The following is a 22,378-nucleotide window of genomic DNA, read 5'->3' as shown; positions in this document are numbered from 1 at the left end:
CCAGCGACCCCCTTCGACGAACCATGACGGAATGATTCAGTATAGCATGAGGCGGCGAGCTGCAAGCGGGACGCGCGGATGACACCACGCGCTTGCCATCCAGGCGAAACGCGTTGCGTGCGGCGACCAGCGTGCGGCGCGTCGCGGGAGGGCGGGGCGCGCCCTAGGACGCGACGCGGCGCGCGACGCGCAGCGTGCGCACGAGGTTGCGGACGTTCACCACGTCGAACAGCACGGCGAACAGAAACGCCACGGCCAACCCCGCGGTGACGGCCCCTTGCCGAGGCGCGATGATGAACACGAGCGGCGCGCCGAACAGCACGAGCGGGACGATGAGGCCGATGAGGCAGGAGCCGAAGCGCTTCCACAACCCGTAGACGATGGAGATCATCACGTACAGGAACAGCCCGGTGGCCACGGTTCCCACCAGCGCCGACACCGCCAAAAGCGCCACCTTGCCGACCACGACGAGGCTCTCGCGGCCGAGCTCTCGCTTCACTTCGTCGAAGGCTTCCTGCGGAGTCTTGCGCGGCTCGGCCGACGCGCGGAAGGGCGCGAACGGGTCGAAGGGGTCGAACGGCTGGCCGCCGCCCGCGCCGGCGGCGCCGGAGCGCGGCTCGTCCCACGACGTCCACACGTAGGTGGTTTGGCCCTGCCCCTGGCCGGGCGCTTGGCCGAAGGGCCAGCCGGCGAAGGGGTCGCCCGCGCCGGGGTTCGGGGTGCCGGAGGGGTGGGCGTAAGGGTTCGCGTAGGGCCGCGGGTCGCGGCGCGGGTCGAACTCGGGCGTCCACGAGCGGTTGAGCAGCACGTCGCGCGCCTCGTTGATGCGCTTCGTGAACTCCTCGGCGTCTTCGCGCTCCTTCGATCCCAGCGGGAACTTGTCGGGATGATGCGCGATCACCAGCTTGCGGTGGGCCTGTTTGACCGCGTCGTCGGTCGCGCCGTCGGATAGCCCCAGGATGTCGAGCGCTTCGGATTTTTTCATGCCCCCACTATACGCGCCGCCCTTTCCCCGCCATCACGCCGTCAGAGAACAACCACAAACGCGCAAGCCGACCCGGAAAGGGCTCCCGATGGGCCGCAGCGCCGGCAAAGTGGCAGAGATCGCGCCAAATGTGCAGATTTTCGGGCGCGGCTGCGCGACGGGTTTTTCGCGACCTGGTGTTTTGCTGCGGCAAGCGTTTTTGCGCAGCTGAAATCCATACATTTGGCGCGATCTCTGCCACTTTGCCGCAGCCGCGCCTCAGACGACCTCGTGCGAGAAGCTCAGAAGCTCGCGCCTCAGGGCGAGGCGGGCGGGTTTCCACGTGCGATCGTCGAAGCGGAGCCGCTTGCCGAGCAGCTTCGCGATCGCCCGCGCCGTCTTGTCCATGCCGTCGCAGTCGAGCACCTGGGCGCGCGTCACCGTGACCACCGCGATGCCCAGGTACGACAGGGCGTTGCGCCGGCTCGCGTCGCTGGCAATGCGCTCGGCTCCGGTATGGTAGGCGTCGCTGTCGTACTCCACGGCCACGTTCTGCCCGGGCCAGAGCAGGTCGCATACGTAATAGCCCTTCGCCGACGCCATCCGCGCGCGCTTCGTCACGTCCACGCGGGCGTTCATCCGGGGAGCGGGCAGCCCGTATCCTCCCCAGCGGGGCGGCAGGCACAGGAGCATGACGAGGATCGTCTCCATCGGCGAGGCCGAGCCGTCCAGCACGTAGCCGAGCGCTCGCTTCGCGAGGACCGCGCCTCGAGCGCTGCCCGCCGCCTCCAGAAACCGCCCCAACTCCGCAACGCTCGTGAGAGGGTCGCCCTTGACGAAGCCGGCAGGGTTCGAAGCCGACAGGCGATACGAGCCGCACAGCTCGAACCCCAGCCGCACGAGCCGCGGCAACGTCAGGCTGCTCGCCAGGTGCAGAAAGCACAGCTCCGGCGAGGCCGAGCACACGTCGCGGGCGATGCGCAGGATCGAGCCCGGAACCAACGCCTCCGAGCAGGCATGGCACGTCGCGCGCTTGAGGCGACGGCGGTCGGACGCGCGCGGGACGAGAAGGTGCACCGGCATCGAAAGGCATGCGAATCCCCCGCGTGCGAGCAGCTCGACGTCGGACGCGCGCGGGGCGAAGCGCTCCGCGGAGAGGGATCGCATGACCGCGCGCGGGAGGACACGTGCGGAACGCAGGTACTCAACCGTCGATATGTTGCACAGGCACAGGGTCATGCACCGGAGCATAGCACGCCGTTTGCGCTGGTGGGACGAGAAGACCGCCCGCGCTAGATCCGCGTTGGAACCGCGAAAGATCCGCACCGAATCCGCGTTGGAAACGCGCCCTGCTTGTATATCGCGCGGAATTGTTACACAATACGACCGGGGAATTGAGGGGAAAACAATGAATAGTCCGAAACGTTTCGCCATGGAAGCGCTCGTCGCCGTGCTGTTCGCCTGCTTCCTGTCCACGAGCCTGTTCGTGCGGCAAGACGGGGCGAGCGGCCTCGTGCTCGCGCACTACACGAGCCGCATCGTCGAGATCGCGGCGTGCTTCCTGATCGCCTTCGTCGCGCGCGGCTCCCGCATCAACCCGTTTCGCCTGTACCAGGCGGGCGCGGGCGCGTTCGCGGCGTACCTCGCGTTCGAGGGTTGCAAGGTTCTGCTGCCTCCCGGCCTCTTCAACGGCCAAGCCGTGCTGCTCGATGCGTGCTCGGGCTTCTTCAACGGCATCCTCATCGCCTGCATGGTGCTGCTGTTCGCCCGCGCGTTCTGCTCGCTTCCGGCGCGCCACGCCCTCGTGCTCATCCCGCTGTCCTGGGCGTGCTCGCATCTCGTCTTCCTGGGCAGCTACCTCCTTCCCCCGGCGCACGTCCACGCCGTCGAAACGCTCTTGCTGCTGGCATCGGGCGCAGGGCTTCGCCTCGCCCTCGGGCACCTCATCCCCGACGCCGCCTTCGAGGGGATCGTGGCGCCGCGCAGGGAAACGCTCGCCATGGTGCCGCTGCTCAAGTCGAACCGGTACTTCTCGCTGTACTTCGGCATGCTCGTGTTCCCGTTCTTCTACGGGCTCATGGCCCAGATATGCGCCGACGCGAACATCAGCTCGGGGCTGTTCGACGTATCGACCGAGATCGTGGGCATCGTGATCCTCGTGCTGCTGGCGATGAGCGCGCCGTTGCAGAAGAGCGGGCTCGACGCCGAAGGCATCTTCGTGATCGTCCTGCCCGTGTTCGCCACGGCGTTGTTGTTCTTCCCGCTGTTCTGGGATCGCGAGGTGTTCGTGTCGGGATTCATCATGAAGTGCGGGTTCCTCGTCTACACCTCGCTCATGTGGATTCACCTGCAACGGCTGACCAGCAAGGCGCCCGACAAGTGCTTCTTCTTTTTCGGCATCGCGCTGGGGCTGTACCATCTGGCGCTCATGGCCGGGCGTTTCTTCGCCTATGCGCTGAACGCCTATACCGTGCTGTCGGACCAGACCATCGCCGTTGCGGCGCTGTTCGCCATCTGGCTGCTGTCCATGGCGGCGCTCGTCATGCTGTTCGCCCATCGGCGCCGCAGGGAGCCGAGCGCCGCGCCTACGCCCGCGACCAGCTTCGATGCGGCTTTCGCGCGGTTCGCCGACGAGCAGGGGCTGTCCGAGCGCGAGCGCCTCGTAACCCGGGAGTTCGCGCGCGGGCGCACGGTGGCGCACATCGCCGACGAGCTGGTGGTGTCGCAGGAGACCGTGAAGACGCACCTCAAGCGCGCTTATGCGAAGACGGGCTGCCACAGCCGCCAGGACCTCATCGACCGGATCGACGCCATCGCAGGCGAGAAGGCGGCCGGGTAACGGACGGAACCTGGCCGGCCGGCGCGCGGAGCCCGGCCGGCGCGGACGCGTCGACCGGGCTCCAAGAAGGGAGGGAGTTCGCTCGCGAAACGCTCGGCCGGGTTAGGCGACCGGCGTCTCGGCGGCGGCGTTCTGACCGGCGATGCGGCCGTACACCATGTACATGCTGATCTTGCCGTGGCCGCGATCGCATCCCACGTAGCCGCCCACGCATTCGCCGGCCGCGTACAGATGCGGGATGATCTCCTGATCGTCGAGCTTGACGGGGTCGGGGCCCGCATGCTCGGAACGCTTGCACACCTGCGCCTTCGTGTTGGCCACGAGACCGCCCATCTGGTCGTGCGCGAAGAACTGCATCTTCACCGCGCAGAACGGGGCCGTGGCGAGCGGCGCCGTCATGCCCTCCTTGCCGAATTCGTCGTCCGTTCCGGCGCTCGCGAAGCCGTTGTACCGCTCCACCTGCGCCTTGAGCGCGTCGGCCGGCACGCCGATCCGCTTCGCCAGCGCGTCGAGGTCGTCGGCGACGGCCACGTAGTCGGGGTTGAGGTAGGGGGCCTTGTCCTCCGCGGGAGACTTGAGCTTCTCGACATCCCACTTGAGCGCCTCGGCGCCGGCGGCGTCCACGAGCGCCCACACCGCGCGCGGCGCGGCCTGGTTCAGGTACGACTCGTAGAACGGCTCCTGCGGGTACACGAGCGCGGCGTTCTCGTCCACGAAGCGCGTACCGTCGGCCTTCACCAGCATCACGTTGGAGAAGTCGTTGATGCTCATGCCGACGCCCGTCGAGGGCGGGTTCTCGATATCCACCGGGTCCCACACCTGGTAGAAGCGGGTGCCCCACTTGAAGCGAAACTCGCACACGTACGACATGTCGCGCGTGCCCGCGCCGATGTTGACGGCGGCGTTCGTCAGCTCGCCCGTCGTCTGCACGTAGGGCAGGCCGCCGGCGGACAGGTCGGCATCGAGGCGCGGGTCGTAGTTCAGGCGCATGGCCTCGTTCGACTTCCAACCGCCGCTGCCCATGATGACGGCCTGGCGCGCCTTGAAGCGCTTTGTGGCGCCCTCGGCCTCGACCTCGAGGCCGATGACCGTGCCGTCTTCCTGCTGGATGAAGCTCGTGGCCTGATGCTCGAGCAGCATCTCGACGCCCAGGTCGCTGGCGCGCTCGTACATGACGTACCAGTACGAGATGCCGCCGCTGCCGGGGTACGCGTCGCTCTTGTCGGGCGTGAGCGAGCACGGAACGTCATGCCCCTCGTTCTGCGTCACCTTCTCCTTGAACACGATGCCCAGGTCGTCCTGCAGCCAGTCGACGCATTCGTTCGCATGGTCGATGAACGTCTGCAGCAGCTCGGGCACGGCGCGATGCTTGCCGTAGGCGAAGATGTCGTCGTAGAAGCGCTGCGGCGTGTCCTCGATGCCCGCCGCCTTCTGCACGACGTTGCCGCCGCCGAACTGGGCGTTGCCCGCGCACAGAATGGAGTTGCCGCCGTACACGGTGTTCTTCTCCAGCAGTACCACCTCCGCGCCCGCCTGCGCGGCCTCGATGGCGGCGCACAGCCCGGCGTACCCGCTGCCCACCACGAGGATGTCGGTTTCCTTGTCCCAGGCCGCGTCGCTTGCCGCCGCTTTGTCGCCCGCCGGCGCGCCGCTCGAGCAGCCCATGAGCCCCGTCGCCACCGCTCCCGCGGAGACGAGTCCCAGACCTTGGATGAAATGACGACGCGACAGGTTTTCGGTTGCTCCCATGATGTGTATCCCCTTTCGTGCTGATTCCCTGATGCTCCTTGTTTGACGTGCGAACCTTCGTGCGCGCGGCTCCTCCTTCCTCCGATGCGCGCACGGTCAGTCGTGACAGGTGTAGCAGGCGAAGACGCCCTCGTGATGGCAGCTCAGGCATTCGTTCATGGCGCGCTCTTGGATGTCTTCGTCGCTGTGCATGTTGTGGCAATCGCCGCAGGCGATGGCTTCGTGCTCGGCCACGCCTTCGAGATCGTGCGGGTTGCGCTCGGTGCCCTCGGAGTCGGTCAGGACCACCGAGCCGTCGGTGGCGGCGACGAGCCCCGCGCGGTCGCCGTAATGGCAGCTGAAGCACGTGGCGTCTTCCACGCTCGTCTTCTTGAGGCGCGTGGGCATCTTGTCCGAAGCGGTTTTGCCTTCGTGCACGGCAGCGAGCGTCGCTTCGTCGCCGTGGCACTGCGCGCAGGCGACGTCCTTGTGCTGCGACGCCTCGCAGGCGGAGCTGTCGTAGCTGCCCCGCTCCGTGGCATGGCACGTGCCGCAGTCCCCGTCCATCGACCACGCCACATCGACGGCCGGCGCGTTGTTCTTCGCGTCGTCGCGCGCGCCCCCGTCCGACGTTTGCTGAGGCGCGCACGCGCCCAGGCAGCAGAGCGCCGCCGTCGCCAACGCCGCAACGGTTGCGCACGCGGCCCGCCGTGCTCGCGTTCTTTGCGATTGCTTCATAGTCCCCTCCTTGAATCCCCTGGTCAGCAGATGAGGGCAGCATACGGCGCGTCACGGGGAAAAGCTGTCCCGCCAAGGAGGTGGAGCAGGGGAATCCTGTCCCCTGAAACAGGGGAATCGGGGAAGAAGGGCGCGCGAGGGCCGAACGCGCGAGCGGCCTCCCGGAGGAGGCCGCTCGATGAGTGCCGGTGGTCGGCCGATCGGCCGCCGGAGCCTTCCTAGTGGCGGAAGTGGCGGTGACCGGTGAACACGAGCGCGATGCCGTGCTCGTCGGCGGCGGCGATCACTTCCTCGTCGCGGATGGAGCCGCCCGGCTCGATGACGGCCGTCACGCCGGCCTCGGCCAGCGCGTCGAGGCCGTCGCGGAACGGGAAGAACGCGTCGGACGCCGCCACGGCGCCCTTGGCTTCCTCGCCCGCCTGCTCGACGGCGATGCGGGCGGAGTTCACGCGGTTCGGCTGGCCGCCGCCCACGCCGATGGTCGCATGGCCCTTCGTGATGGAGATGGCGTTCGACTTGATGGACTTGCACACCTTCCACGCGAACAGCAGCTCGGCGAGCTCCTCCTCGGTGGGCTGGCGCTTCGTGGGCACCGTGAACGTCGCGCGGTCCTCGGCCACGGCGTCGGAATCCTGGCACAGGAGGCCGCCCTCGACGGCGCGGTACTCCACCTCCCCGCCGGCCGGGTTCACGCCGCCCGTGGACAGCAGGCGCGCGTTCTTCTTGGCGCTGTACATGTCGAGCGCGTCGCCCGCGAACTCGGGGGCGATGATGGCCTCGACGAACTGCTTGTTGTCGAAGATGGCCACCACCACGTCGGAGGTGACGGGGCGGTTGAACGCCATGACGCCGCCGTAGGCGCTCACCGGGTCGCACGCGTGCGCACGCTGGTAGGCCTCGACGAGGTCGTCGTTCTGGCACACGCCGCACGGCGTGAGGTGCTTGACGATGACGCAGGCCGGCTCGTCGAACTCGCGCACGGCCGTCCAGGCCGCGTCGAGGTCGAGGTAGTTGTTGTAGGACAGTTCCTTGCCCTGGTGCTGCTTGGCGTGGGCCAGGCTGTGCGGGGCGTCGGCGTAGTCGTCGCGGCGGTAGAACGCGGCGCTCTGGTGCGGGTTCTCGCCGTAGCGCAGGTCCTGCACCTTCGTGAGACGCAAGCAGCGATCGGCCGGGAACTTCACGTCGCCCTCGCCCTCAAGCTGGGCGCCCATCCACGCGGCGATGGCGCCGTCGTAGGCCGCCGTGGTCTCGAACACGTCGAGCGCCAGCTTGGCGCGCGTGTCGCGCAGGGTGGCGCCGTCGTTGGCGCGCATCTCGGCCAGGATGGCATCGTAGTTTTCGGGACGCGTGACCACGGCCACGCTCTCGAAGTTCTTGGCCGCGGAGCGCAGCATGGACGGGCCGCCGATGTCGATATTCTCGATGCAGGTGCCGAAGTCGGCGCCGCTCTCGACCGTCTTCTCGAAGGCGTAGAGGTTCACCACCACCATGTCGATCATCTCGATGCCGTGCTCGGCCGCCTGGGCCATGTGCGCCTCGTTGTCGCGCTTGGCCAGAAGCCCGCCGTGCACGCGCGGGTGCAGCGTCTTCACGCGGCCGTCCATCATCTCGGGGAACTGCGTCACGTCGTCGATGGGCGTGACCGGCACGCCGGCGTCCTTGAGCGCGCGGGCGGTGCCGCCCGTCGAGATGATTTCCGCCCCGAACTCGTCGACGAGCGCGCGGGCGAAGTCCGCAACGCCGCTCTTGTCCGTGACGGACACGAGCACGCGCTTGACCTTAGGATTGCTCATATGGCCTTACATCCTTTCCTCTTGTCTGCGACTGAACGGCCCCATGCGTCCAATCTCCTTCGACGCATGGTACCACCCGGGCCGCGAGGCGGACGAAGAGGCGCGCGCATATCCCGCGAAAGCGCACGACGGGCAGGTCAGCGAGCGGCAAGCTCCTCGATCACGGAAGCCGTGTCTTTCACCTGGGCGAAGCGGCCGTCCCATATGCGGTCTTCGAAGTAGGCGGTGAGGGCGTCGCCCGTCGCGAACTCGCTGTCGAAGGTGGTGACGGCCTCGCGCGGCACCGTCACCTCGAAGCCCAGCTCGAAGGCTGCCTTGACGGACGCGTCGAAGCAGAACTCCGTCTGCATGCCGCACATGACGAGGCACTTCGCGCCGAGGGACCGCAGCATCTCATGGAGCCCCGTGCGCCGAAACGCGCTGTTGAAGCGCTTGCCGACGCAGGGCTCCCCGCCCTGCGGGGCGACGGCGGCATACGCCTGCCACCCGTCCGTGCCGCGCTCGAGCTCGTCGCCCGCTCCCCCGTCGTGCAGCACGTACACCACGGGAACGCCGTTGCAGCGGCACGCCTCGATGAGCGCGCCCACCGAGGCGATGAAGCGCTCCTCGTCGGAAGGGTGCGCCTCGACGAGCGCGGTCTGCACGTCGATGACGATCAGCGCGTCGTAGGCTCCGTTCTGCATCCTAGCGACCGAGGCTCTTCTCGTGGCGCTCGCGCGCCTCGGCGCTGTAGCGCTGGCGGTAGCGCACGTCCACGAGCTCGGCCACGATGGCGATGGCCAGCTCGGCGGGCGTCTTCGCCCCGAACTTGAGGCCGATGGGCCGCTTGACGCGCTCCCAGTCCTCCTCGGTGGCGCCGCTGTCCAGCACCAGCTCGTGCACGCGGTCGTTCTTGCCCGCGCAGCCCATCATGCCGACGTAGTGCACGTGGTGCTTCGCGGCCCACACGCAGCCCTCGGGGTCGAACATGTGGCCGCGCGTGAGCACGCACACGTAGTCCTCCGGCGCGGCGTCGAGCTCGTCGAGCGCGTCGAAGTTGCCGCCCTCGAGCACGATGCGCTTGGCGCGGGGGAAGCGCGCCTCGCTCACGTACGCCGGATCGTAGTCGACCACCGTCACCGCGAAGCCCACGTGGTCGGCGAGCGCCGCCACCTCGCTGGCCGCGTCGGACGCGCCGAGCAGCCAGACGTGCACCTGGTCGAACAGGGGGACGCTCGCCCAGGTGAGGCCCTCGAACTGCTCGTTGTGCATCGAGGGGCCGCGCGTGACGTCCTTCATCTGGAACAGGTCGCGCGGCGAGTACGGGCGCGCGGCCACGACCTCCTTCGCGTCGTTGCAGAAGAACACGAGCGGCTCGCCGTCGGCCGAGCCCGCGTCGCCGTACTTCTTCGTCACCTCGTTGTCGGTATTGCGCTGGGCCTCGTCGGCGTCGTAGACGATCTTGAAACCGAGCCAGGCGAGGTCGCCCTCCTCCATCGCGCGCAGGGCGCGTTCGAACGTGGGGATGTCGTCGGCCGTGAGGCTGCGCGCCACCGCGTCGAGGTACGACGGGTCCACATGCTGGTTTCCCTCGGTCGCCTCGGGCGAGAAGCACGGGAAGTCCTCGACGCGCAGGGCGGGCGTGCGGCCCTCGCGGAGGTCGGCGATGATCTGCTTGAGCGCGGGTTGGATCATGATAGCTCCTTGGTTTCATCAGGGGCGGGCGACGAGCTTACGCGCAGCGAGAGCGGCGAACCTGCGGGTCGCTCCGCGCGTTCAGCGGGCGGGGGCGATATGCACCTTGCGGTCCTCGCCTACGGTGACGCGGCCTTCGGCTATGAGGCGCAGCACCTCGGGGTACAGGACGTGCTCGACCTCGTGGATGCGGGCCTCGAGGTCGTCGAGGGCGTCGTCCTCGCGCACCTCCACGGCGCGCTGCGCCACGATGGGGCCCTTGTCGTAGTCCTCGTTCGCGAAGTGGACGGTGATGCCCGTCACCTTCACGCCCGCGTCGTAGGCGTCCTGGATGGCGTGCGCGCCCTTGAACGAGGGCAGCAACGCCGGGTGCAGGTTCAGCACGCGGTCGGGGAACGCGTCCAGCAGCACCGGCGTCACCTTGCGCATGTAGCCCGCCATCACCACGTAGTCCGCGCCGGCGTTGCGCAGCGTCTCGACGATGCGCTTGTCGGCCTCGATCGGGTCGGCGTACACGTCGCGGTTGAGCGCCGTAACCGGGATGCCCGCCGCATGCGCGCGCTCGATGCCGTAGGCGTCGGGGCGCGACGACACCACGTGCACGATCTCCACCGGCAGCCCCTCGGCCGCCGCGTCGATGATGGCCTGCAAATTCGTGCCGCTGCCGCTCAGCAGCACCCCGATCTTCAGCGGCTCGGCCATGGCCCTACGCCTCCGCGTCGGCGCCGAACGCGTACAGCGCGCCGTCGCCCGTGTAGCGGACCTCGCCCTCGCCGGGCACGATGCGTCCCACGCGATACGCGGTTTCGCCGGCCTCCGTCAGCGCGGCCTCCACCTCGTCGGCACGCGCCGCGTCCACGATGAGCACCATGCCGAGGCCCATGTTGAACGTCTTGAGCGCCTCGGCCTCGTCGAGGTGCGCCGCGTCGCACACGAACGACGCGATGGCCGGCACCGGCCACGTGCCGAGGTCCACCTCGGCGGCGCAGGTCTTCGGCAGCGCGCGGTCGAGGTTCTCGGAGATGCCGCCGCCCGTGATGTGCGCGAGCGCGTGCACGGCGCCCTCGCAGGCCTCCAGCACGGCGCGCACCGGCTTCACGTAGATGCGCGTGGGCTCCAGAAGCGCGTCCTGGAGGCTCGCGCCGCCCAGCTCCTCGCGCTCGATGCGCAGCTCGTAGTGGGTCTTCCCCTCCACGCACACCTTGCGCGCCAGCGAGTAGCCGTTGGAATGCAGGCCGCTCGACGCGAGGCCGATCAGCACGTCGCCCTCGCGCACGGTGGCCGGGTCGAGCATCTTCGTGCGGTCGACCACGCCCACGCAGAAGCCGGACAGATCGTAGTCGTCGGGGTCCATGACGCCGGGGTGCTCGGCCATCTCGCCGCCGATGAGCGCGCAGCCGGCCTGCTTGCAGCCCTCGCCGATGCCCGCCACGATCTCGGCCACGTTCTCGGCCTTGAGCTTGCCGATGGCCACGTAGTCGAGGAAGAACAGCGGCTCGGCGCCCGTGGCGAGGATGTCGTTCGCGCACATGGCCACGAGGTCGATGCCCACCGTGTCGTGCTTGCCGGCCAGCTGCGCCACCTTGAGCTTCGTGCCCACGCCGTCGGTGCCGCTGACCAGCAGCGGGTCGTCCATGCTCTTGGCCGCCGCGATGGAGAACAGGCCGCCGAAGCCGCCGATGTCGCCCACCACCTCGGGACGGTACGTGTCGTGCACGACGCCCTTGATGGCTTCGACGGCGCGCGCGCCCTCGGCCGTGTCCACGCCCGCCTGCGCGTAGGTCACCGCGTCTTCGTCCATCCAGCTGGGCATGTGCGGGCCGTCGTCGGTCTGCGTCGCGCTTACGGTAATTCTCTCAGTCATCTTGGCTCCTTGTGCCGTATCGTCCAGGTCGGGGCGATCCCCCACTGTCATGCTGCTGTCGTGCGCGGCGCGCCTAGCCCGTCGCGTCTTCGCCGTACGTCTCGTCGAAATCCTTCTTCGTCAGGAAGCTCCTCTTGGCCACCGCGTCGGGGATGGCCACCGGGTAGTCGCCGGTGAAGCACGCGTCGCAGAACCCCTGGCGGCGGGCGTCGGGAACGGCGGCACGCAAGCCCTCGAGCGAGATGAAGGCCAGCGAGTCCGAACCGATCCACGCGTTCATCTCGCCGAGGTCCATGTTCGCGGCGATCAGCTGATCGCGCGTGTCGGTGTCGATGCCGTAGAAGCACGGCCACCTCACCTCGGGGCTCACGATGCGCAGGTGCACCTCCGCCGCGCCCGCGTCGCGCAGCATCTGCACGAGCTTCTTCGACGTGTTGCCGCGCACGATGCTGTCGTCGATGACCACGAGGCGCTGCCCCTCGATCACCGAGCGCAGCGGGTTCAGCTTCAAGCGGATACCCAGCTGGCGCATGGCCTGGGTGGGCTCGATGAACGTGCGCCCCACGTAGCGGTTCTTCACGATGCCGTCGGCGTACGGGATGCCGCTCTCAAACGCGTAGCCCAGGGCCGACGGCACGCCCGAGTCGGGCACGCCCAGCACGAGGTCGGCCTCCACGGGGGCCTCCTGCGCCAGGATGCGGCCCATGCTGCGGCGGGCCTGGTACACGCTCTGGCCGTCGATCACGCTGTCGGGGCGCGCGAAGTACACGTACTCGAAGATGCACGCCGCCGACGCCCGGGCGGGAACCCCCTGCTCGGCGTACATGCCGTCGCGGTTGAAGCGCACGATCTCGCCCGGCTCGACGTCGCGCACGTACTGCGCGCCCACGATGTCGAGGCCGCACGTCTCGCTCGACACGACCCAGCCGCGGCCGTCGGGCAGCGCGCCGATGCACAGCGGGCGGATGCCGTTCGGGTCGCGGAACGCGTACAGCGAATCGGGGCTGGCCAGCACCATGGCGTAGGCCCCCTCGATGTCCTCCATGGCGCGGCGGATGCCGTTGCGCAGGTGGTGCGTGGCTTGCGTGACCTGGCCGATCACCTTCGCCGCCACCTCGCTGTCGGTGCCCGAGCGGAACTGCACGCCCTCGTCGATGAGGCGCGTGCGCATGGCGTTCGTGTTGATGAGCGTGCCGTTGTGCGCAAGCGCGATCAGCACGTCGTCGATGGCCGAGATGTGCGGCTGCGCGGCCTCCCACGATGCGGCGCCGCCGCTCGTGGAGTAGCGCGCGTGGCCCACCGCCACGAAGCCGTCGAGCGCGGCCAGGCTGGCCTCGTCGAACACCTGGGTCACGAGGCCCAGGTCTTTCGACACCATGATGGTCTCGCCGTCGCCCACGGCGATGCCGGCGCTCTCCTGCCCGCGATGCTGCAGCGCCTGCAGGCCGAAGCACGTCATGCGCGCCACGTCCTCCCCGGGCGCGAACACGCCGAACACGGCGCATTCCTCCTCGAGGCGGTCGGGACGCTCGCCCGGCAGGATCGAGGTGCTCATGAAGCGATCTCCTGTTCCGCCGAATCGACGGCCGCGGCCGCCTCGGGGTCCACGACGTCGCCGCCGTCCTCGCCCACCGTGCTGGCCGCCACGTAGGAGTACAGCACGTAGCGCCCGTCGGAAGGCAGGTTGTCGCAGGTTGCCAGCGCGAAGGTGTGCGCGATGTCGGCGGCCTCGGGAATGTCGGAGGCGGCCACCACCGAGCGATCGATCTTGTCCTGCACGTAGGCGACGCGCTCGGCCTCGTCGGTGAACTGCGTCTGCGCCAGCGGGTCGTCGGCCGCCACGTGCACGAGCGCGAACGTGTTCAGCTGGTAGTTGCCCTCGGGCGTGAGGATGTACACCGTGCGATGGTCGTCGAACTGGGCGGCATCGCTGAAGTCGGCCAGGCAGGCGAACATCGAGCCGTCGTTCAGATGGTGCCCGTAGATGATGTTGTTCGGGTCGGAGAAGTCGCTCGCGTTCTCGGCCGACAGGAAGATGGCGCCGAACGTGGCGATCCACCCCTCCGAGCCCTTGAAGTCGTGCGTGAGGTACTTCACGTCGTCGGTGGTCTGCACGATGGGGTAGTTCACCACGGTGCCGGGGATGTAGATCCAGCCCACCGTGTCGGGGTTGATGGCCTTGAGCGCGTCCCAGTCCACCGTGAGGTCGGCCAGCGACGTTCCCTCGATATCGCTGGGCGGCGTGAAGCCCTCCTCCGCGACGCTTTGGTAGGTTTGCTGGCCCTGCCAGTAGCTGAAGCCGATGGCGCCGAGCGCGGCCAAGGCCACGACGAACACCACGAGCGCGATCCAGAACACGACCCGCCACGGGCCGCCCTTCTTCTTGGGACGCCCGGAACCGGGCTGCTGATGGCTCGGGTACTGCTGGTACGGGTTGCCCCCGCCGCCGTTCGACCGGCGCGACGCGGGCTGCACGGGGCGGTAGGCGGAGTGCTGTGCGGTAGCCGGACGGTAGGCGCCCGGTTGCGCCCCTGCTCGCGCCTGCGGCGCAGCGCCCCTCGGCGTGCGCGGCTGCTGCGCATGTCGCCCGCTCGACGCGGGATCGGGATACTGTCGATACTCGGACATGTTCACCTTTCGGATGATCGTCAGATGACGGAATTCCGTCTTCGCCAGACCGTTACCATAATAAACAAACGCCCCCGTTGACGGGGGCGCGATGTTCGCAAAAACGCAATTTTCACGATCGGAAACCGCTGTTCGCCAAAGCGGCTACTTCTTCATCTCGTCGATGAAGCCCTTCGCGATGAAGCCGATGATGACGAGAACGATGATCGCGACGATGACCCAGATGGCCTCCATAGGCACGGTGATTCCGAACAGAGTCATGGCTCTTTACCCCTTTTTTCGTTCAAGCGCGCGCATGCGCACGGTCGTTTTGAGTACTGCTGCCCATAGTAACGCGATCTCAGTTTTCGTGCAAGCGCGCTTCCAGAGCATCGTTGATTATTTTAAGCGCCTTGACGCGCGCGTAGCGCTTGTCGTCGCTCTCGAGGACGATCCAGGGGGCGAACGGCGTGCTCGTCAGGCGGAAGATATCCTCGACGGCAGCTTTGTACTGGGGATACTTGTCGCGGTTGCGCCAATCCTCGTCGGTGATCTTCCACTGCTTCGCGGGGTCCTGCTCGCGGTCGTGGAAGCGGCGGAGCTGCTCCTCGGGGCTCACGTCCACCCAGAACTTCAGCAGGATGGCGCCCCAGCGCACCAAATCGCGTTCGAATTCGTTGATCTCGTCATACGCCCGCGTCCACTCCGACACCGAGGCGAAACCTTCGACGCGCTCCACGAGCAGGCGGCCGTACCAGCTGCGGTCGTAGATGCCCACGTGGCCCGCCTTCGGTAGGCGCGTCCAGTAGCGCCACAGGTGCGGGTGCAGCAGCTCGGGCTTCGTGGGGGCCGGGCTCGGGAAGACGGTGTAGGCGCGGGCGTCGAGCGCCTGGGCCACGCGCTTGATGTTGCCGCCCTTGCCCGCCGCGTCCCAGCCTTCGTACATGATCATGAGCGGGATGCGCTTCTGGTACATCTCCATCTCGAGCTTGTTGAGACGCTCCTGCTCGGCCTTGAGCCGCACCTTGTACTCGTCGGGGTCGAGCACGAGCGTGTGGTCGATGCGATCGAGGCGCGGCGGGTCGTCCACCTGGCGGTAGCGCGACACGCGCGGCGCACGGGCAGCGGCTTCGGCTGCGGCGCGCTCGGCCTCCTCGCGCACGCGGGCCTCCTCCTCGGGCGAGCGGCCGAACAGCGGCGCCTCGTCGAGGGCGCCCGCCGAGTTGGCCTGCGCCTTCGCGGCTGCCGCGGCGGCGTCGGCGTCGGGGACCGCCTCGAGCGCGCCGGTAAGCGCGTTGACCAGCGTCTCGGCGATCTGCAGGTTGGCGCGGCGCTTGTCCTCGCCGTTCACGAGGTTCCACGGCGCGAACGAGAAGTCGCTGCCCTTCAGCAGGTTGTCGTAGAGCCGGTAGGCCTCCTCGTAGTTGCCGATGGTGGCCAGCTTGTCCTCGCCCACGCGCCAGCGCGTGGCCGGGTCGTCGTGCAGGCGCGTGAGGCGCTTCTTCTGCGCCTCCTTCGTGACGTGCACGAAGAACTTCACCACGAGGTAGCCGTCGTCGGCCAGCTGGCGCTCGAAGTCGGACGCCGAGGTGAGGTAGCGGCGCAGCACGTCGATGTGGCGTTCGTCGCGCGCCTCGGCCATGGCGGCCGCGACGGCCTTCTGGCTCTTGCGCTTGGAGGACTTGAGCGAGAGCTTGCCGAACTCGGTGTACAGCATGTGCTGGACGGCGGCGGTGTACCAGCCGCGGTCGAAGAACGAGATGGTGCCGCGCTGGCCGAGCCCCTTCCAGAACTCTTGCATCACGGGGTAGAAGCCCGTCACGCCGTGCGCGCCGCCCGCGAACGAGCGCGCGGCCTTCACGTCGAGGTTCTCGGTGACGTACACGCTGGTCGCGCGCGCATCAAGGTGGTACATGAGATCGGAGATGCGGCTGCCCTTGCCGGCGCCGTTCCATCCCTCGAACAGCACGACCAGGCCCACGCCCTGCACGCGCGCCTGCTGCTGCAGCACCACCAGCTGCTCCATCAGCTCGTCGCGGCGCGCCTTGTAGGCGTCTTTCGAAAGCGGTTCGAGTGAGAAATCGACGGTCTCCAGCATGGGCGCTTCCTTTCCTTCGAGAGGTTCATAGTACCACAAGGGCCCCGGAGGGCCCGGCCGGGCGGTCCGCGTCAAGGAAGAGCGAAAAGTAAAATCCTGCTTTCAGTTCCTCGCGCTTCTGGCCGGAGAGCGCGGGTACGCCTACAATGGAGGGATGGAGCACGTTGCGGATCGCCCCAGGCGAGCCGCCTGATTGCGGATGGATGGACCAATGCCCAACTATGCGGTGGTCGACCTTGGGTCGAACTCGATACGCCTCGTCGTGTACGACGTGAAGGACGCGCACAAGCGCACGTACACGAGCAAGGACTTCAAGAGCCTCATCAACGACAAGGTGATGGCGGGCCTGTCGGCCTACGTCGTGGACGGCGCGTTCACCCAGGACGGCATCGACCGCGCCATAAGCGTGCTGCGCGGCCACGCGAAGCGCGCGCGGTACTTCAACTGCGAGAAGATGGAGGTGTTCGCCACCGCCGTCATCCGCAACGCCTCGAACTGCGAGGAAGCCGTGATCGCCATCGAGGAGGGCGCCGAGCTGCCCATCTCGCTGCTGTCGGCGCAGGACGAGGCGCACCTGGGTTTCGTCGGCGCCACGTGCGACCGCACCGTGGTGCAGGGCACGCTCGTGGACATCGGCGGCGGCTCTACCGAGCTCACGCGCATCGAGCACGACCGCGACTTCGACAACGCGAGCATCGGGCAGGGCTCGCTCTCGTCGTTCGCCCAGCACGTGCGGGGCATCCTGCCCACCGGCGCCGAGATGGACGCCATCGCCGCCGCGTTCCGGGAGCGCTTCGCCGCGCTGCCGCGCCCGGACGCGTACCGCTCGGAGGTGCTGTTCGGTATCGGCGGCAGCGTGCGAGCGGCCGCCAAGATGCATGCCCAGGCTGCCGGCGCGACCGCCCGTCCGAAAACCATGACTAAAAAGGAAATTCATGCGATACTGGAATGGTGCCGCACCGACCCCGACGCGTTCGCCCACACCGCGCTCAAGGCCTCGGCCGAGCGCGTGCACACCTTCGTGCCGGGCTGCATCATCCTTCTGGAGCTGCTCGACGCGTGCGGAGCCGATCGCCTCGACGTGTGCAAGTACGGCGTGCGCGAAGGGTATCTGATCGACCGCATGCTGCGGTAGCGACGCATGCAGGAATCGAACCACGGGAAGGGGACGTTCATGGACACCGCCAAGAAAGCCACCGCCGAAACCGCCGAGGCGTCCATCGGCCAAGCGAGCGCCGCGCTCGCGGAAACGCGCGCGGACGAGATGCGCGCCTCCATCGACGAGGTCGAGGGCGCGAGCCCCTCCGTCGAAGGCGACGCGCCCGTCAAGGCGCCGTACCTGCAGAACCGCGAGCTGTCGTGGCTCACGTTCAACGAGCGCGTGCTCGACCAGGGCGCCGACGAGACGGTGCCGCTGCTCGAGCGCCTGAACTTCATCTCCATCTTCTGGAGCAACCTCCAGGAGTTCTTCATGGTGCGCGTGGGCAGCCTGACCGACCTGTCGCTCGTGAAGAAGCACATCATCGACTCGAAGTCGGGCATGACGCCCACCGAACAGCTCGAAGCCATCTACGCGCGCTGCCACGAGCTGTACCCCATCCAGGAGCGCACCTACGAAAGCGTCCGGAAGCTGCTGTGCGAGCACGGCGTGTGCGGGCTGCGCCCCGAGGACCTCGACGACGAGCAGCGCGCCTTCCTCTCGGGCTACGTGCACAAGAACGTGATGCCGTTCCTGTCGCCGCAGATCATCAACTCGCGCCACCCGTTCCCCCACCTGGAGAACGGCGCGCTGTACGTGGTGCTGCGCCTCAACGAGGACCTGGGCGCGAAGAAGAAGGCCCCGAAGGCGAAGGACGGCGAGAAGCCGACCAAGGAGGAGAAGGCGAAGAACCTCGGCGCCGAGGGCGTGACGCTGGGCCTCGTGCCCATGCCGCGCCAGTGCGAGCGCGTGATCGCGCTGCCGGGCGACGGGCTGCAGTTCATCCTGCTCGAGCACGCCATCGAGATGGTGGCCGACGAGATCTTCTCCATGTACGCCATCAAGCACACGAACGTCATCTGCGTCACCCGCAACGCCGACCTCGATGCCACCGAGGGCACCGACGAGAGCGACGAGGACTACCGCGAGCACATGAAGCGCATCCTCAAGAAGCGCTCCCGCCTGGCGCCCGTGCGGCTCGAAAGCGAGCGCCCGCTGTCCCCCACCCTAGAGAAGCTGCTGCTCAAGCGCTTGAACCTCAAGCCGTACCAAGCCTACGTCACCAAGGTGCCGCTCGACATGAGCTACACATTCGGCCTGGCCGGCCGCCTGCCCGAGGGCCAGCGCGCCGAGCTGACGAACACGCCGTTCACGCCGCAGTGGCCGGGCTGCCTCGACCGCAACCGCCGCATCATCGACCAGGTGACCGAGAAGGAAGTGCTGCTGTCGTACCCCTACGAGAGCATGGATGCCTTCGTGCAGCTGCTGCGCGAGGCCGCGAACGACGCGTCGGTCATCTCCATCAAGATCACGCTGTACCGCCTGGCCAGCCAGTCGCATCTGGCCGAGGCGCTCATCGCCGCCGCCGAGAACGGCAAGGAGGTGACCGCCCTGTTCGAGCTGCGCGCCCGCTTCGACGAGAGCAACAACATCGAGTGGTCGCAGCGGTTCGAGCAGGCGGGATGCAACGTCATCTACGGCTTCCGCGACTTCAAGGTGCACTCGAAGATCTGCTGCATCACGCGCCAGACCGAGCACGGCCTGCAGCACATCACGCAGCTGGGCACCGGCAACTACAACGAGAAGACGGCGAAGCTGTACACCGACCTGTCGTTCATCACCACCGACGAGACGTTCGGGCGCGACGCCACCGAGTTCTTCCGCAACATGGGCCTGGAGAACACCTCCGACAACTACGACATCATGTGGGTGGCCCCGCTGCAGATCAAGCCGATGATCCTCGCGGGCATCGACACGCAGATCGAACACGCGAAGGCCGGCGAGCCGTGCGGGCTGTTCTTCAAGACGAACTCCGTCACCGACAAGGACGTCATCGAGAAGATCGTCGAGGCGTCGCAAGCCGGCGTGGACGTGACGCTGTTCGTGCGCGGCATCTCGTGCATCGTGCCGGGGCTCGAAGGCTGCACCGACCACGTGCGCGTCGTGTCCATCGTGGGCCGGCTGCTGGAGCACAGCCGCATCTACGGGTTCGGCCCGCGCGATACCATGAAGCTGTACCTGTCGAGCGCCGACCTCATGACGCGCAACATGGACAAGCGTATCGAGATCGCCTGGCCCGTGCTGAACGATCAGCTGCGCGAGGAGATCCTGGGCTACCTGGACGTGTCGATGAGCGACACGGCGAAGCTGCGCGAGCTGCTGCCCGACGGAAGCTACACCCCGCTGGGCGCGTTCGCCAAGGAAGCCGAAGACGGCACGACCACGCTGTTCGAGTCGCAGGAGTTCTTCATCAAGCGCGCGCAGCAGCGCCGGCTCGAAGCGGCCGAGGAGGAGGCCGCGCGCGAGGCGAACCGCCGCAGCGCGCTGCGCAGCGAGGTGCCCGTGGACGAGGAGCTGTTCGAGAAGCCGGCCGTGCAGGAGCCGGCGGCTGCGGAGACGGCCGCGCCCGAGCCTGTGGCAGCGCCCGCGGCTGCGCCTGCGCCTGCGCCCGAGCCGGCGCTCGAGGCCGACGCCATCGAGCCGCCCGTCGGCGAGCCGGCGGCGCGCACCGCGCGCCCGGACGACCGGGGGCTCGCGACCACGCCGCCGCCGCGCAAGAAGCCGAGCTTGCTCGTGCGCTTCCTCAGCCTGTTCGCCCGCAGGTAGCGCCCCGCCCGCACGCACGAGAACGCCCCCGGCTTCGCAAGGAGCCGGGGGCGTTTGTTCGTCGATGATGCGACAGGAGCGCGGTCCGACGGTGCCTGCGGTCGACCGGCGGCAGGTCGCGGCCGCGTCCGTGTCGCACCGCCTACGATCCCATGGAAGCGCCCGCACGCGCAAGAGGCCGCGTGGAATCGTTGCCGGGAAGAAGCTCGCACGTTGAGGAGCGCGGGTGCAACGTGCGAGCCAACGAGCGCGTTCCGCGCCGATTCGCAACGCGGGCGACGGGCGATCGGCGCGGGATAGGATGCGCGCATCCCGAACGGCATCCCGCGCCATGAGAGAGGGGCTACCCCCTCTTCACCGGCCTCACGTATTTCCAGAAGCGCTCGGGGTCGTGGTAGAAGTACAGCACGCGGCCCGGCTCGGTGTCGAAGCGGTAGCCGGTGCCGTCGAAGTCGAACGTCGCCATCGCCTCCTCGATCTTCCCTTCCACGCTGCGGTTCTCCTGCTCGTAGTCGAAGGGGCCGTGCTCGAACACGAGGTACTCGGCCTCCGGCACGTCCATCATCGTCAGGTTCGGCGGCACCGCGCCGTCGTAGGCGGCGGGAAGGCGCACGCCGTAGCACTCGACGCGCGGGAACCCCCAATCGCACAGCCTTCCGCCGGGGTCGCCGATGTAGGCCATCACGTGCCCGCCGCTGCTGTCCGCCTCGCTGCCGCCGTTGTCATCCAGCTTGCCCTTGATGCTGTCGAGCAGGCCGCACACCGTCTCGTGGTCCTGCCCGGGCACGAGGCTCTGCTTCTGCCAGAAGTCCCAGTACCCGTTGCTCTCGCCGTTCCTCACGTGCAGGAACCTGTGCGCGGGGATGGTCACGAAGTACGCTTTGACGTCGTCGCTTGATTTCACCATGCCGATCTCTCCTAATCCTAGAACGTACCGGTCGAACGGGTTGATCTTCGTGCGAAGCACCACCGGCGCGGGCCGCTTGCGGTATGCGCTGGGGACGATGCCGTACGCCGCCTTGAACGCCCGCGTGAACGCCTCGTGCGAAGAGAATCCGTAGTCGAAGGCGATGTCGAGCATGCTGCGCTCGCCGTCGCGCACCTCCTTGAGCGCGAAGGCCAACCTGCGTTGGCGCAGGTAATCCCGAAACGACATGCCCGAAATCTCCTTGAACTTCCTCGTCATATGGAACTCGGAATAGCCCAGCCTGCGGGAGAGCGCGCTCAGGGCGAGCGCCTCGTCGTCGTGCCGTTTGATGCAGGCGTCGATCTCGTCGACGATCACCTGAATATGCCGCTGCCACTCGTACATGCGCTCGTTCTCCTCGTCTCGACTACGCAAGCGTACTATAGTGAAGCCGAGACGCCGCCGCTTGATCCCGCTTGCGGTTGTTCCGTTTTCCCCTTGAAGTTGCACATTGAGGGCGTCGTTCGCCGCCGTATCCCGTATCATGGCGAAAACACCGTGCGGAGGCATGCTCCGCCGTACCGAAGGGGAACGCTCGATGTCCGAAAAGAATCCCGCCCGCGGTCTCGCCCTGTTTCTGACGGCCGCCATCGTCACGTTCGGCTGCCTGACCGTCATGCAGTTTCTCGAGAAGCCGTGGTTCTTCGTCGCCCTCGTCGCCATGCACGCAGGCATCGCGCTGTTCGTGGTCAGCAAGCGCGTGCTGCGCAAGCAGGAGTTCGACCTCCTGCGCTACTTCAAAAGCGAGTACGCGATGCTGCTGCCGTTTTTGCTGATCATGGCCTACTCGCTGATCTCGAAGACGGGCGCGTTGCCGCCCTTCGGCTCCGCGAAGGCGTCGATCACGCTCGTGTACGCGCTCATCTGCTTCGCGGTGACGTTCTGGAACTTCCGCCACATGCAAGCCGATGCGCGAGCACAGGCAGGGGCCGGCGCAGCACCGGCCCCTGCGCGCGTCGCGCTCGCCGACTGAAAAGGCGCGCTCCCAACCCGCAGCAACGCGAATAAACGCGCGCGGAGTCACAAAAATCACCGCTGTGAAGCGTTTGAGGCGTTTTCCAACCACCGCTTCCGCCCATTCGTTGGGCAATTTCCCTGTTCGCGCGTGCGCGAACAGCAACCCAATTGCCGTCCCGAACTTCACAGCGGTGATTTTTGTGCAGAAAGAGCGTCTTCCGCTGGTAGACCACCATTGACATAAAGATCAGGCCAGGTTGTCATCCTGAGCGGAGGCGGCACGAGCCGCCGCAGTCGAAGGATCCCGTGAGGCACCAACCGCAACGCATGCCGCTATCGCCGCG

At 67.6% G+C, this 22,378-nt stretch carries 17 protein-coding genes; 4 read left to right on the top strand and 13 right to left on the bottom strand.

The window, feature by feature from the left end; translation table 11 throughout:
• Positions 1-163 precede the first annotated feature (163 nt).
• Together GS424_RS04225 and GS424_RS04220 are read right to left on the bottom strand one after the other, a co-directional pair.
• Positions 164-985 (bottom strand): J domain-containing protein, encoded by an 822-nt coding sequence (locus tag GS424_RS04225; protein ID WP_160942960.1) that lies wholly within the window; start codon positions 983-985, stop codon positions 164-166.
• Positions 986-1,243: 258 nt separating this feature from the next.
• The gene (locus tag GS424_RS04220; RefSeq protein ID WP_160942961.1) at positions 1,244-2,047 is read right to left on the bottom strand and encodes a hypothetical protein; all 804 of its coding nucleotides are present in this window, start codon (positions 2,045-2,047) and stop codon (positions 1,244-1,246) included.
• Positions 2,048-2,372: 325 nt separating this feature from the next.
• On the opposite strand from GS424_RS04220, the gene GS424_RS04215 reads away from it, so the two are divergent.
• The gene (locus GS424_RS04215; RefSeq protein ID WP_160942962.1) at positions 2,373-3,803 is read left to right on the top strand and encodes a helix-turn-helix transcriptional regulator; all 1,431 of its coding nucleotides are present in this window, start codon (positions 2,373-2,375) and stop codon (positions 3,801-3,803) included.
• A gap of 102 nt (positions 3,804-3,905) precedes the next feature.
• Here the strand turns inward: GS424_RS04215 and GS424_RS04210 are convergent, their stop codons facing one another.
• From GS424_RS04210 to GS424_RS04165, 10 genes are all read right to left on the bottom strand, one after another.
• Positions 3,906-5,552, bottom strand: a complete 1,647-nt coding sequence (locus tag GS424_RS04210) for an FAD-dependent oxidoreductase (protein WP_160942963.1) — start codon at positions 5,550-5,552, stop codon at positions 3,906-3,908.
• 96 nt (positions 5,553-5,648) lie between these two features.
• Positions 5,649-6,269 carry a cytochrome c3 family protein gene (locus tag GS424_RS04205; RefSeq protein WP_244977670.1) on the bottom strand — a complete coding sequence of 207 codons (621 nt, stop codon included), beginning with the start codon at positions 6,267-6,269 and terminating at the stop codon, positions 5,649-5,651.
• A 218-nt stretch (positions 6,270-6,487) separates the two neighbouring features.
• Entirely contained in the window at positions 6,488-8,062 is a 1,575-nt protein-coding gene (gene purH / locus GS424_RS04200; protein ID WP_160942964.1) for a bifunctional phosphoribosylaminoimidazolecarboxamide formyltransferase/IMP cyclohydrolase, read from the bottom strand.
• Positions 8,063-8,199: 137 nt separating this feature from the next.
• A complete protein-coding gene (locus GS424_RS04195) occupies positions 8,200-8,745 on the bottom strand; it encodes a cysteine hydrolase family protein (protein WP_160942965.1) in 546 nt (181 codons plus the stop codon).
• A 1-nt stretch (position 8,746) separates the two neighbouring features.
• Entirely contained in the window at positions 8,747-9,736 is a 990-nt protein-coding gene (locus GS424_RS04190; RefSeq protein WP_160942966.1) for an XdhC family protein, read from the bottom strand.
• An 81-nt stretch (positions 9,737-9,817) separates the two neighbouring features.
• Positions 9,818-10,438 (bottom strand): phosphoribosylglycinamide formyltransferase, encoded by a 621-nt coding sequence (gene purN, locus GS424_RS04185; RefSeq protein ID WP_160942967.1) that lies wholly within the window; start codon positions 10,436-10,438, stop codon positions 9,818-9,820.
• A 4-nt stretch (positions 10,439-10,442) separates the two neighbouring features.
• Complete coding sequence (gene purM / locus GS424_RS04180) at positions 10,443-11,600, bottom strand: phosphoribosylformylglycinamidine cyclo-ligase (RefSeq protein WP_154334289.1); 1,158 nt, start codon at positions 11,598-11,600, stop codon at positions 10,443-10,445.
• 73 nt (positions 11,601-11,673) lie between these two features.
• On the bottom strand, positions 11,674-13,155 hold the full coding sequence (gene purF, locus GS424_RS04175; RefSeq protein ID WP_160942968.1) for an amidophosphoribosyltransferase: 1,482 nt from the start codon (positions 13,153-13,155) through the stop codon (positions 11,674-11,676).
• A complete protein-coding gene (gene srtB / locus GS424_RS04170) occupies positions 13,152-14,228 on the bottom strand; it encodes a class B sortase (protein WP_086414411.1) in 1,077 nt (358 codons plus the stop codon). The genes purF and srtB overlap by 4 nt, the downstream gene beginning before the upstream one ends.
• A gap of 340 nt (positions 14,229-14,568) precedes the next feature.
• On the bottom strand, positions 14,569-16,305 hold the full coding sequence (locus GS424_RS04165; RefSeq protein WP_154334286.1) for a polyphosphate--AMP phosphotransferase: 1,737 nt from the start codon (positions 16,303-16,305) through the stop codon (positions 14,569-14,571).
• A gap of 211 nt (positions 16,306-16,516) precedes the next feature.
• Here GS424_RS04165 and GS424_RS04160 point away from each other — a divergent pair, with 211 nt between their 5' ends.
• Together GS424_RS04160 and ppk1 are read left to right on the top strand one after the other, a co-directional pair.
• The gene (locus tag GS424_RS04160) at positions 16,517-17,440 is read left to right on the top strand and encodes a Ppx/GppA phosphatase family protein (protein WP_160942969.1); all 924 of its coding nucleotides are present in this window, start codon (positions 16,517-16,519) and stop codon (positions 17,438-17,440) included.
• A gap of 39 nt (positions 17,441-17,479) precedes the next feature.
• The gene (ppk1, locus tag GS424_RS04155) at positions 17,480-20,110 is read left to right on the top strand and encodes a polyphosphate kinase 1 (RefSeq protein WP_160942970.1); all 2,631 of its coding nucleotides are present in this window, start codon (positions 17,480-17,482) and stop codon (positions 20,108-20,110) included.
• A gap of 343 nt (positions 20,111-20,453) precedes the next feature.
• On the opposite strand, the gene GS424_RS04150 is transcribed toward ppk1, so the two are convergent.
• On the bottom strand, positions 20,454-21,422 hold the full coding sequence (locus tag GS424_RS04150; RefSeq protein WP_160942971.1) for a helix-turn-helix transcriptional regulator: 969 nt from the start codon (positions 21,420-21,422) through the stop codon (positions 20,454-20,456).
• A gap of 193 nt (positions 21,423-21,615) precedes the next feature.
• On the opposite strand from GS424_RS04150, the gene GS424_RS04145 reads away from it, so the two are divergent.
• Positions 21,616-22,050: a hypothetical protein gene (locus tag GS424_RS04145; protein ID WP_160942972.1), complete on the top strand. Its 435-nt coding sequence runs from the start codon at positions 21,616-21,618 to the stop codon at positions 22,048-22,050.
• The last annotated feature ends 328 nt before the right edge of the window (positions 22,051-22,378 follow it).

This window comes from Eggerthella guodeyinii (genome assembly GCF_009834925.2).
Lineage (GTDB): Bacteria > Actinomycetota > Coriobacteriia > Coriobacteriales > Eggerthellaceae > Eggerthella > Eggerthella guodeyinii.
The sequence above is the reverse complement of the archived record's forward strand: the minus strand, read 5'-3'. Positions and strand labels throughout refer to the sequence as shown.